The sequence below is a fragment of the Pseudomonas sp. RW3S2 genome, from assembly GCF_014268955.1.
Lineage (GTDB): Bacteria > Pseudomonadota > Gammaproteobacteria > Pseudomonadales > Pseudomonadaceae > Aquipseudomonas > Aquipseudomonas wayambapalatensis.
In genome coordinates, this window is the sequence record NZ_JABWRM010000021.1 from 42495 (window position 1) to 53852 (window position 11358).

14 protein-coding genes and 1 pseudogene are annotated in these 11358 nt (G+C 64.1%); 6 read left to right on the top strand and 9 right to left on the bottom strand.

Annotated elements, in window-relative coordinates:
• Positions 1–22: 22 nt before the first annotated feature.
• The 5 genes and pseudogenes from HU748_RS23225 to HU748_RS23245 all read left to right on the top strand — a co-directional run bounded on the left by HU748_RS23225 (position 23) and on the right by HU748_RS23245 (position 3041).
• Positions 23–1051, top strand: a complete 1029-nt coding sequence (locus HU748_RS23225; protein WP_186722114.1) for a methionine synthase — start codon at positions 23–25, stop codon at positions 1049–1051.
• A 12-nt stretch (positions 1052–1063) separates the two neighbouring features.
• The gene (locus HU748_RS23230) at positions 1064–1564 is read left to right on the top strand and encodes a flavin reductase family protein (RefSeq protein WP_186722117.1); all 501 of its coding nucleotides are present in this window, start codon (positions 1064–1066) and stop codon (positions 1562–1564) included.
• A 44-nt stretch (positions 1565–1608) separates the two neighbouring features.
• Positions 1609–1731, top strand: a pseudogene (locus tag HU748_RS23235) (LysR family transcriptional regulator); the annotation flags it as partial.
• 160 nt (positions 1732–1891) lie between these two features.
• Positions 1892–2443 (top strand): GNAT family N-acetyltransferase, encoded by a 552-nt coding sequence (locus HU748_RS23240; RefSeq protein ID WP_186722118.1) that lies wholly within the window; start codon positions 1892–1894, stop codon positions 2441–2443.
• A gap of 64 nt (positions 2444–2507) precedes the next feature.
• Positions 2508–3041 (top strand): zeta toxin family protein, encoded by a 534-nt coding sequence (locus tag HU748_RS23245; protein WP_186722119.1) that lies wholly within the window; start codon positions 2508–2510, stop codon positions 3039–3041.
• Here the strand turns inward: HU748_RS23245 and HU748_RS23250 are convergent.
• On the bottom strand, positions 3035–3769 hold the full coding sequence (locus tag HU748_RS23250) for an SDR family oxidoreductase (RefSeq protein ID WP_186722120.1): 735 nt from the start codon (positions 3767–3769) through the stop codon (positions 3035–3037). The genes HU748_RS23245 and HU748_RS23250 overlap by 7 nt on opposite strands.
• A gap of 334 nt (positions 3770–4103) precedes the next feature.
• Here HU748_RS23250 and HU748_RS23255 point away from each other — a divergent pair, with 334 nt between their 5' ends.
• Complete coding sequence (locus HU748_RS23255; protein WP_186669677.1) at positions 4104–5021, top strand: AraC family transcriptional regulator; 918 nt, start codon at positions 4104–4106, stop codon at positions 5019–5021.
• A 100-nt stretch (positions 5022–5121) separates the two neighbouring features.
• On the opposite strand, the gene HU748_RS23260 is transcribed toward HU748_RS23255, so the two are convergent.
• The 8 genes from HU748_RS23260 to HU748_RS23295 are packed head-to-tail and all read right to left on the bottom strand — an operon-like array spanning position 5122 to position 11197.
• Positions 5122–6024: a zinc ABC transporter substrate-binding protein gene (locus tag HU748_RS23260; RefSeq protein ID WP_186669676.1), complete on the bottom strand. Its 903-nt coding sequence runs from the start codon at positions 6022–6024 to the stop codon at positions 5122–5124.
• Complete coding sequence (locus HU748_RS23265; RefSeq protein ID WP_186711106.1) at positions 6021–6920, bottom strand: metal ABC transporter permease; 900 nt, start codon at positions 6918–6920, stop codon at positions 6021–6023. The genes HU748_RS23260 and HU748_RS23265 overlap by 4 nt, the downstream gene beginning before the upstream one ends.
• Positions 6920–7666 carry a metal ABC transporter ATP-binding protein gene (locus tag HU748_RS23270; RefSeq protein ID WP_186669673.1) on the bottom strand — a complete coding sequence of 249 codons (747 nt, stop codon included), beginning with the start codon at positions 7664–7666 and terminating at the stop codon, positions 6920–6922. Before HU748_RS23270 ends, HU748_RS23265 begins: the two co-directional genes overlap by 1 nt.
• Positions 7663–8565: a metal ABC transporter substrate-binding protein gene (locus HU748_RS23275; protein ID WP_186722121.1), complete on the bottom strand. Its 903-nt coding sequence runs from the start codon at positions 8563–8565 to the stop codon at positions 7663–7665. The genes HU748_RS23270 and HU748_RS23275 overlap by 4 nt, the downstream gene beginning before the upstream one ends.
• 16 nt (positions 8566–8581) lie before the next feature.
• Positions 8582–9151, bottom strand: coding sequence for a DUF6162 family protein (locus HU748_RS23280; protein WP_186722122.1), 570 nt, complete (start codon positions 9149–9151; stop codon positions 8582–8584).
• Complete coding sequence (locus HU748_RS23285) at positions 9148–9468, bottom strand: hypothetical protein (RefSeq protein ID WP_186669670.1); 321 nt, start codon at positions 9466–9468, stop codon at positions 9148–9150. Before HU748_RS23285 ends, HU748_RS23280 begins: the two co-directional genes overlap by 4 nt.
• Entirely contained in the window at positions 9468–10004 is a 537-nt protein-coding gene (locus tag HU748_RS23290; protein ID WP_186722123.1) for a thiamine pyrophosphate-binding protein, read from the bottom strand. Before HU748_RS23290 ends, HU748_RS23285 begins: the two co-directional genes overlap by 1 nt.
• On the bottom strand, positions 10001–11197 hold the full coding sequence (locus HU748_RS23295) for a PepSY domain-containing protein (RefSeq protein WP_112897992.1): 1197 nt from the start codon (positions 11195–11197) through the stop codon (positions 10001–10003). Before HU748_RS23295 ends, HU748_RS23290 begins: the two co-directional genes overlap by 4 nt.
• Positions 11198–11358: the final 161 nt, after the last annotated feature.

Sequence of the window (11358 nt, forward strand, 5' to 3'; positions counted from 1 at the left end):
TAGAATTCACAAGGCTTCCATCATGAAAAAACTGCTCCCTACCTCAACCGCCGGCAGCTTGCCCAAGCCTTCCTGGCTGGCGCAGCCCGAGACCCTCTGGTCGCCCTGGAAACTGCAGGACGAAGGGCTTGTCGAGGGCAAGCAGGATGCACTGCGTCTGGCGTTGCACGAACAGCAGCAGGCCGGTATCGACATCGTCAGCGACGGCGAGCAAACTCGCCAGCACTTCGTCACCACCTTTATCGAACACCTCAGCGGCGTTGATTTCGAGAAGCGCGAAACCGTGCGGATCCGTGATCGCTACGATGCGAGTGTCCCGACGGTGGTGAGTGCAGTCGAGCGTCGCAAGCCTGTGTTCGTCGACGACGCCAGGTTCTTGCGCCAGCAAACCCGTCAACCCATCAAGTGGGCGCTGCCGGGTCCCATGACGATGATCGATACGCTGTACGACGCCCACTACAAGAGCCGCGAAAAGCTGGCGTGGGAATTTGCCAAGATCCTCAATCAGGAAGCCCGGGAGCTGGAGGCGGCGGGTGTCGACATCATTCAGTTCGACGAGCCTGCCTTCAACGTCTTCTTCGACGAGGTGAACGATTGGGGCGTCGCCACCCTGGAACGGGCCATCGAAGGCCTCAAGTGTGAAACGGCGGTGCACATCTGCTACGGCTATGGCATCAAGGCCAACACCGACTGGAAAAAGACGCTGGGGTCGGAGTGGCGCCAGTATGAGCAGGCGTTCCCAAAGCTGCAGAAATCCTCTATCGATATCGTTTCGCTCGAATGCCACAACTCCCACGTGCCCATGGATCTGATCGAGCTCATCCGCGGCAAGAAAGTGATGGTCGGCGCCATCGATGTGGCCAATCACGCCATCGAGACTCCGGAAGAAGTCGCCAATACCCTGCGCAAGGCCTTGCAGTTCGTCGATGCCGACAAGCTTTATCCGTGCACCAACTGCGGCATGGCGCCACTGCCACGTCGCGTCGCGAGTGGCAAGCTCGAGGCGTTGGTCGCAGGCGCGGATATCGTTCGGCAAGAACTGTCGAACTAGGGTCTGTCTGTCATGTCGCAGCTTGGAACCGCCATCGAGCCTCTGCGTTTTCGCGAAGCGCTCGGGCATTACGCCTCCGGTATCACGGTGGTGACTTCGTTCATCGATGACCAGCCGATCGGCTTTACCTGCCAGTCGTTCTACAGCGTGTCGATGAGCCCGCCCCTGGTGTCGTTCAGCGTGATGTCGAACTCGGCCAGCTACCCGAGGATTCGCCAGGCCGGTCGATTTGCAGTCAACATCCTTTCGGATGAGCAGGTCGGTATTTCCAACCAGTTCGCGCGCCGTGGCACCGACAAGTGGCACGGCGTCGAATGGCAGTCGTCGCCTCTGGGGAATCCACTCATCGTCGGCAGCCTGCACTGGCTCGATTGCGAAATCCACGCCGAACATGCCGCAGGCGATCACCTGATCGTGATTGGGGAAGTGAAAGCGCTGAACCTGCAAGAGGCCGGGGCGACGCAGCCGTTGCTGTATTTCAAGGGACAATACTGCAACCTCGCGGCCTTTTGAGCGGTTCAGGTTTCGCTATTTTGCACAGGGTTGAAGTTCTGCCCATGATCGACTTGAGACACCTGCGCACCATCGACGCCCTGCGGGAAATGGACAGCCTGCACGACGCCGCCGAACGCCTGCACCTGACACAATCCGCGCTGTCGCACCAATTTCGCGAGTTGGATATTTCCTTTGCGACGCTGGAGGGGGTCAATGCCCTGTCGGGGCGCGTCATCTGAGACGGGCAGATCGGCCCAGCGCCCCCGTTGGCCCGAGCGCTCGACACAGCCGGGGCAATCGCCGACCATCAAGTGCCCTGCACAAGGGTACTCAGGAGCGAATGCCATGGATTGCCTTAAGACGCTGTATATAGAACGCCTTGTTCTCACCCCTCTGCAATTGGAAGACGCGCCTGCGATCCAGCAGTTGTTTCCGCAGTGGGAGGTGGTCCGTTATCTCGATCGCCGCGTGCCATGGCCGTACCCGGAAGACGGCGCGTTGGTCTACGTGCGTGATATCGTCCTGCCAGCCATGGCCGCGGGCCGTGAATGGCATTGGATGATCCGCCTGCGCGGTGAAGACCCGCGCATCATCGGCAGCATCAGCCTGTACGACGAACCCGGGAACAACCGGGGTTTCTGGCTTGCGCCACGGTGGTGGGGGCAAGGCTACATGCGTGAAGCCTGCCGGGTGGTCAATGCCTATTGGTTCGAGACCTTGTCTCGCCCTGTCATGCAGGTGCCCAAGGCCGTTGCCAGTCACGCCTCGCGAAAAGTCTCTGAGCATGAAGGGATGCGCCTGGTGGACAAGCGCGACGGGCATTTTGTCTCCGGGCCGTTTGAGGTGGAGATATGGGAGATGACGCGCCGTGAATGGCTCGCCCGTTCCTTGGGTTGACGCTGCCGGACATTTCCGTAGAATCGCGCGCCCTATTCAACATGCATGGCGAAAAGGAGCTTCGATGCAGCGGATCATGATTGTCGGCCAACCCGGCGCCGGGAAGAGCACATTGGCGCGCAAGCTAGGCGAATACACAAGGCTGCCGGTGGTGCATATCGACACCATCCACTGGCAGCCCGGCTGGGTCGAGCGCAGCCGGGACGAGAAGACACGCTTGTGCCATGAAGTGGAGGCGCGCGATCGCTGGATTTTCGAAGGCGGCCATTCAACCACCTGGAGCAATCGACTGGCTCGCGCCGATCTTCTGATCTGGATCGACCGGTCGGCGACGCTGCGATTCTGGCGGGTGCTGACCAGAGCGCTGCGTTATCGCGGACAGCCCCGTCCGGACTTGCCGCACAACTGCCCGGAGCGGCTGGCCAACTTGCCGGCGTTCTTCAGGTTCATGTGGCAGACGAAGCGCTCGGCTCGAACGAAGATGGAGCAACTTGCGGCGAGCGCGCCGGTGGGTTGTCGGGTGGTCTGCCTGCGCTCCGATCGGGACACCAGCGCATTTCTCGCGAGCATGCAGCCGACGCCCAGGAGTGCTCAATAAGGACTGGCAGTCGGTCGCACCACAAGCTCGCTGACATCCACATCATCCGGCTGCTCGATGGCATAGACCAGCGCCCGGGCAATCGCGTCGGCCTCCAGCGCCACGCGTCGGAATGTTCTCATGGCCTCGCGGGCCGTGTCGTCGGTGATCGTGTCGGCCAGCTCCGATTCCACCACCCCAGGACACACCACCGTCACCCTGATCTTGTCGGTTTCCTGGCGAAGGCCATCGGAGATCGCCCGAACGGCGTACTTGGTCGCGCAATACACAGCAGCGGTGGGGGAGACCGAAAGCCCGCCGATCGACGAGATGTTGATGACCTGACCATGTCCTTGCGCCTCCATGCCTGGGAGCACCGCGGCGATGCCGTGCAGCACTCCGCGCACGTTGACGTCGAGCATCCGGTTCCATTCCTCGACTTTCAGCGAGTTCAGTGGCGACAGCGGCATTACCCCTGCGTTGTTGATGATCACATCGACCTTGCCGTACTGCGCCTTGGCAAACTCGACAAAGGCTTGCATGGAATCGAGGTCGGTCACGTCCAGTGCGCGGGCACTTGCCGAGCCGCCTTCGGCGCGGATTTCACTCACCAGCTGTTGCAGGCGATCGATACGGCGGGCGCCGAGTACCACGTGAGCACCCTTGGCGGCGATCAGCCTGGCGGCGGCTTCACCAATGCCGCTGCTGGCGCCGGTGATCAGCACGACTTTATCGTTGATGTTGGACATTTGCGTATCTCCTGTACATGAAGGTTCAGGCGTCTGCAGGGAAGGCAGACGTTGCTGCTGGGTACGGAGAAAAGACTAAGGTTGTGGGGCGGCACGATGCGTGCCGAAACCTGCGCGACCTTTGCCTATTCGTGTCGGTGATCCGCGCAGCCTCGTGCCACGCGCCGGAGCGGAAGGATCAGGCAACTCGACGACAGTTTCGACCTAACGCAGGGGTTTTTCGCGGGGGACAATGGGTGCCTGGCCCTGACGACGCCGCCAGGTAGCCCCCATGGTCTGCCCTCACACCAAGACCGTGATACAACGCCGAATTCCAACATGCGAGAGCCCTTGAATGGCGCAGAACGATGCTTTTCTCCTGCAAACCACTGCCTTGTACCGTGGCGAGCTCGTCCGCTCGCTGACCGAGCGCTTTACCGCGCCGGGCGTTTACGAAACTGCCATCGCGCCGCTGCACGTGATTCGAATGGATGCGCCGTCAGACATCATCCATACCGTGCACAAACCGGCGCTGTGCCTGATCGTGCAGGGGCAGAAAGAGGTGGGCCTGGGCGAGGAGCGTTATCTGTACGACCCCCTCAACTACCTGGTGGTGTCGGTGACGCTACCGGTGTCTGGTCGGGTGCTGACAGCCAGCGCGCAGGCGCCTTATTTGTGCATCCGCCTGGACTTCGAGCCAACCGAGCTTGCCCAGGTGATCGCCGATGCGCCGCCCGCGGGCGTACCGGATGAGCCCGAGCGCGGGTTATTTCTCGAACAGATCGATGTGTCGCTGCTGGAAACCATGTTGCGCCTGGTGCGGTTGCTGGAGTCGCCACGGGATATCGGCATGCTCGCGCCATTGGCACTGCGTGAACTGCACTACCGTCTGCTGCGAGGCGTGCATGGGCGTCGGCTGTACGAGTTGGCCATGGGCGACTCGCAGACCCGGCGCGTGAGCAAGGCCATCGACTGGTTGAACAACCACTACACCCAGCCGCTGCGCATCGAGCAACTGGCGCGGATCGCGAACCTGGGCAGTTCGACCTTGCATCACCGTTTCAAGGCAGTCACCGCCATGAGCCCCTTGCAGTACCAGAAGCTATTGCGCCTGCAGGAGGCTCGGCGGCTGATGTTGGGGGAGGGGCTGGATGTGTCGAGCGCCTGTTATCGGGTCGGCTATGAAAGCCCGTCACAGTTCAGCCGCGAGTACAGCCGCCAGTTTGGGTGTGCGCCGTCTCGGGACATAAACCTGGCCCGGCGGCCATCATGAAGATGCCACTGCGGGCCGAGCAGCTGGTGCCAGTGCTTGACCGTGGCTTGTACGAAGCGATCGCCGGTCCATGCTCTGATCTGCCGAAACAGGCGTTTCGTCATCCTTTGACCAATACGGCCACCACAGCGTCGACAGTGTTCCTGAGCCCCGCCACCGTATCCTCCGGATCGCTGTCGACCACCACCAACCTGGCGCCTGCCGCCTCGATCACCTTGAGCACCTGCGGCTCAGGCTGACGATGGTGCAGCACCAACGCCACATCCTGCGTCTTGAGGGTCTCTCCCAGCGCCTTCAGCGCCGCTTCGTCCCACTTGCCATCTGCCGGCAGTGCCTGTGACACCACATCCAGGTTCAACCCGCTGACCAGATAGCCCAGACGTTCCGACAGGCTGACCACGCTGAGGTTATCGGCCTCGGCCAGGCGTGTCTGGCTGCTGGAGGTCAGCTCCAGCATCTGTCGCTTGAGCCCGGCAAGGTTGGCCTGGATCTTGTCCTTGTCAGCGGGGGACAAGCGCTCCAGGTCGTTGGCCACCACATCGGCCATGCGCCCGAGGTTGATCGGGTTCAACCAGGGATAGCTGGCGAATGCATTGTCGCCATCCACCGCGATGCCGGGCAGGGCGCCATCGACCGGGCGCGCGGCATCGATTTCGACGATGCGGATGTTGCTGCGCCGCGCCATGGGATAGAGCGGGTCGTCATGCCAGATCGAGCGCACGCCGATCACTGCCGTGGCCTGCTGAGCATCTTTGTGCAGGCTCGCACCGCCACGCCCCTCGAAGTACGACGGCTGGCGGCTGGCTGGAAGGTTGGCCGGTGCTGCGCGCTTGAGCTGCACCGAGGTGCCGTCGAGCAAGGCGACAGCGAGGCTGTGGGTCACCGGCAGGGTGGTCAGCACTTGCGTGGCTGCTGCGCTGCTGGCGGGCTGTGCGGCCAGCACCAGGGTGGGCGCGCCGGCCAGGACCAGGGCCAGGGTGAGGCGTTTGAGCGTGAGGTTCATGCCGGGTTTCCTTGCAGGCGTGGGACGAGGGCGCGGGCGAGGGCCGCGAGGGCGAAGCACATACCGGCTACCAGGATGATTGCAGCGCCGGAGGGCACGGGCAGGTCGAAGACGATCGGCAGCAGGATGCCGAGCAGGGTGCTGAGGGTGGCGATCAGCACCGAGGCGAAGAAGAAGCCCTTGAGCGACTGGCTGACCAGGCGCGCGGCGGCAGCGGGGATCACCAGCAGCGCACCGACCAGGATGGCGCCGATCACCTTCACCGAGGCCACGGTCACCAGGGTCACCAGCACCACGAACAGGTAGTCGAGGGTCTTCACCGCCACGCCGCGCACGGCCGCCAGTTGCGGGTTGAAGCTGGCGAGGATGATGCGGTTGTACAGCGGCAGGGCCAAGGCCAGCACCAGCACGGCAACGATGCCGAGCACCAGCAGGTCGTGAGGGCTGACGGTAAGCACCGAGCCGAACAGCACGTTCTCGAGGATGTGCACGTTGATCTTGCCCGCCAGCATCAGCAGCAGGCTGGCACCCAGGGCCAGCGAGACGGAGAGGAACACGCCGATCAGGGTGTCCGGCGAAAGGCCCGTGCGGTTGCGCAGGAAATTCAGCAGGATGCCGAACAGCAGGCAGTAGCCGAACAAGCTGCCGTAGGGCCCGGTATAGGGCTCGCCAAGCAGGATGCCGATGGCCACGCCCGTGAGTGCGGCGTGGCCGACGGCCTCGGAGAAGAACGCAAAGCGCTTGACCACCACCAGGGTGCCGAGCCCGCCCAGCACCGGGCCGATCATCAGGCCGGCGATCAGGGCGTTGATCACGAACCCATAGGCCAGGGCCTCGGGCAGGTAGCCAGCGGTGGCCCATTGCTGGACCAGTTGGCGGAAAGCTTCATAACTCATCAGGCAAGGCTCTCGCTGCGCGGGTGGACGGAGAACAGCCCGAGCAGGCGCTCCGGGGTCAGGGCCTGGGCGGGCGGGGCGTCGAACAGCAGCTTGCGGCTCAGCCCGGTGACGCGGTCGGCCAGGCGCAGTACCGCTTCAAGGTCGTGCTCGATCCACAGCACCGTGGTGCCGGCCTGGCGCCAGCCGTGCAGCAGTTGCTCGAACACCTGGATACCGGCTTCATCCAGCGCCGACATGGGTTCGTCCAGCACCAGCAGTTGCGGCTCGGGGATCAGCCCCTGGGCCAGCAGCACGCGCTGGCGCTCGCCACCGGACAACGCGCCCATGCGCCGCTTGCGCTTGTCGAGCATGCCGACCTTGGCCAGGGCGGCGTCGATGTCGGGTCGCACACGGCGCGACAGGCCGAGGAACGCCGGGCGCTGCTGGCACATGGCGGCCATGAAGTCGTCGACGGTCATCGGCAGGCCACGGTCGAACTCCAGCGCCTGCGGCACATAGCCGATCACCTCGCGTTCGGTGGGCCAGTGCAGGGTCAACTGGCCCTGGTGCGGCATCTGCCCGAGCAGGGTCTTGATCAGCGAGCTCTTGCCGCCACCATTGGGACCGACGATGGCATGCACGCTGCCGGCGGCAACGCTGAAGCTCACCTGCTCGAGGATGCGCGTGCGCCCAAGGGTGAGGTCGATGCCGGCGAAGTCGATGCGCGGGCCCTGGGCGCTGACCAGGTTGGCCGCGGCGGTCATGCGCGGTTCTCCTGGATGGCCTTGACCACGGTCTCGAGGTTGCGCTTCATCTCCACTTCGTACTTGTCGGCGGTGTATTCGCCGTAGGAGATGTGGGTCAGCGGATAGATCTTCACCCCGGACTCGCGCTCGATGGTCTCGACGTAGGCGGACGGGAAGTCCATCTCCGAGAAGATCACCTTCACATCCAGGGCCTTGAGCTGGTCGATGGTTTTCTTCAACTGCGCCGGGCTCGGCTCGATGCCATGGGCCGGTTCGACCACTGCAGTGACCTCCAGCCCGAAGTCGCGCACCAGGTAGTCGTAGGCGGCGTGGATGGTCGCCACGCGAAACTCCGCGCCCGGTGCCTCGGTGACCTTGGCCAGGGCTTCGGCGCGCAGCGCGCGCAGGCGCTTGGCATAGGCGCGGGCGTTCTGGGTGTAGAACTTGGCGTTGTCCGGGTCGAGCTTGCCCAGCTCGCGGGCAATGTTGTTGACCTGGGCGATGCTGGCGCTGATCGACAGGAAGGTGTGCGGGTTGACCACCTTGCCGGCGCCGCGCGCGGCGATGCCGGTGGCGGCCAGCAGCGGGACGTTCTGGTTGGACTCGATGGTCTTGATGGCGGGCTTTTCGCTGGCGGCGATCATGCGATCGGCGAAGTCGTCGTGGCCGATGCCGTTGAGCACGATTACGTCCAGGGTGCCGATGCGCTTGATGTCTTCGGCGCGCGGCTCGTAGGCATGCGGGTTGAAGCCTGCCGGAATCAGCGGCACCACTTCAGCCTTGTCGCCGACGATATTGCTCACGTAGCTGTAGTAGGGGTGCAGGGTGATGCCGATGCGCAGCGGTTTGCCGCTGTCGGCCAGGGCCAATGCCGGGAGCAGGCAGGCCAGGAGAAAGGCGAGGGCGGAGCGGAGCATGGCGCGGTCCTTGGGTTCAGTGACGGTGTTCGCGGGTGACCCCGGCGTCGTAGTGGCTGACGATTTCCTGCCAGCCGGCGGCGATCAGCGCGGCCTGGCCAAGATCGTCGGGGGCCCGGGTGCTGCGGTCGCGGCGCAGCCACACCTGGGCCGGTGCGGTGTCGGCCTGCGGCAGGATCAACAGGAAGCTGCCGGCAACGTCGGCGTCCTGGCTCGAGCCCAGGTAGGCGCCACTGGCCAGCCACTGCCACTGATGGCGGCCCCGGCTGGCACTGCTGGTGTCGTCGACGAAGGGCGGCAGCGCATCATCGGCCAGTGCCTGCACCGCGGGCGCCTGGCCGTTTTCCTGGCGCAGGGCGAGGATTTCCTCGGTGGCCACGTGCAGGTCGGTGTAGACGCCCTGTTCGGCGGCGTTGAGGTCGCGGCGAGCGTCGATCTGGTGGCTGGCGATGGGCTGTTCGTCGACCCGTTCACCGCGCAGCCCGACCACGGTCGCGGCGAGGGCGGCGATCAGCGCGGCGGCCAGCAGCACATAGAGGGTTTCGTGCCCGGCGCCGGCTGGGCGGATGACTTGGGCGCGGCTCATGGCGAGCCTATATCGGCATGGTCGACTTCCACCACGTGGCCGGGGCCGGCGTCGAACAGCACGTAGAACTCGCCGTCGGGGCGCTTGAAGGTGAGGGTCGAGTCGTCGCCAAGCTTGCCGCCGACCAGCACTTGCTCGTCGTAGCCGATCACATCCAGCGTCACGCCCGGCGCGCCGCTACCGTCGGAGAAGCCGCCGGTGCACTTGATCTGATCGCCCGCCACCGGTACGCAGTCGCACATCGGGTTGTGCGCCAATGCCGGCAGGGCGGTGAAGGTCAGCAGGGGCAGGGCAAGCCTGCGCAACAGGTGTTTCATCATTTGCCTCCTTGTTTCTCGAGCCAGGCGACAGTGGCCGGCGATGCCTTGGCCAGCGGTACGGATGCCTGGTGCATGCTGCCGTCCCAGCCTTCGATGGTGATCCAGATCTCGGCGTCTGGGCGGGTGCGGGGCGGGATCGGCAGCGAGGTGCTCATGCGGTAGGGCGAGCCGAAGAAGATCGAGCCGGCGGCGCGCAGGTTGCGCGGCTTGCCGATGCGCAGGTAGATGGCCTTGGCGCCTTCGGTGCAGGTTTGGCAGAGCGCGGCGTTGAACACCTTGAAGTGCCCGGCCGGGCCGTCCGCACGTGGCGCTTCGTCGCGCAGCTCGGCCAGGTCCAGGCGCCAGCGGTCGACCTGGATGTCCTTGACCACGTTGGCGCCCAGGCCGCTGTCACCGCGGAACAAGCTGGCATCGGCGAAGTACTTGGGCATGAAGCCCAGCGGGATGAGGATCAGCAGGATGTTGAAGTGGAAGCGCCATTTCAACCACCACTGCTTCAGGCCGCTGGGCGGCAGGGTCTGGGTCTGGCTCATGGCTGGGCCTCCACGGGGGTGTCTTCATGCCTGCGCACGCGCGCCGGGCGCTCGCTGCGCTTGAGCGCCGCGGCGGTGGCCTGGGCGGTGCGCTTGGTCCAGATCAGCAGGCCACTGAGCACCATCAGGGTGAGCACCAGGCCGAAGAAGAACCAGATCAGCTTGATCGGCAGGCCACCGAAGTCGCCGGTGTGCAGCGGGCGCATGGATTCGGTGACGAACTCCAGGGTCGAGCGATCGCCGAGCAGGAACTGGCTGTCGACGTTGCGGGTGTACGGGTTGACCTCGGCGGTCTGGAACATCAGCGGATACCAGCCTCGTCCGCCCATGCTGATATGGCTGTAGGCGGTGGCCGGCAGGGTGATGAAACTGATGTCCAGGCCCGGGATGGCCTCCTGGGCGATGCGGGCGGCCTCGTCCAGGTCGATGCGCGGCACCGGATTGCCGTCCGGGCTCTGTGGCACTTGTTCGCGGGCGATGACCGGCACGATCGGCTCGGTGGAAATGGTGACGTGGTTGTCGCCGAGAATGGCCTGGATCAGGAACCAGGTGCCGGTGATCGAAATCACCGCGATGAACCAGATCGACCACACCCCGGCCAGGCGGTGCAGGTCGCCCCAGAAGATTCGCGAGCCATGCTGGGTGCGCACTGGCTTGAAGAACCCGCGCCAGAATTTCTTGTACACCACAAGCCCTGTGACCAGCGAGGCGAGCATTGGCAGGCCGAGCAACGACACCAGGTACCAGCCCCAGCTATAGCCGTTGGTGAACGGCACCAGCCACCAGCCGTGCAGGGCGCGGGTAAAGGCCTGGAAGTTGAAGTCGGGGGTCTTGCCCTGGATGGCGCCGGTATAGGGGTTGACGTAGAGCGTCGGCGACGTGCCGTCGGGATAGGTGACTGCGGCCTCGAGGGCGAAGTGCGAGCCATCCGGCTGGCTGATGAAGCGCACCGCCATGTCCGGTTCGGCCTTGTTCAGCGCACTCAAGACCTGCTGGAAGCTTAGCCGCTCGGCGTTGTCGTCCGGTTGGCTGGCACGCACGTCGGGGTTCGCCAGCCAGACGATCTCCTGGCTGACCACCGCGAGCATGCCGGTGAAACAGACGATCAGGACAAAGAACCAGATCGGCAGTGCAAGCCAGCTGTGGACCAGGAACCACAGCTTGGACTTGGATTTTTTAGTTTGTCGGGCCATCAGTCGTTCTTCTGAGGAAAATTGCGGTCGAGTTTCATCTCAACCTTGAAGGCTGCATCTAATAGGACGAATGAGAATCAGAAACCTGAAGCCTCAAATGAAAGCAAATGTTTCAAGCCAGCCCCACTCCCGCTCCCGCTCCCGCTCCCGCTTTTGCTCTT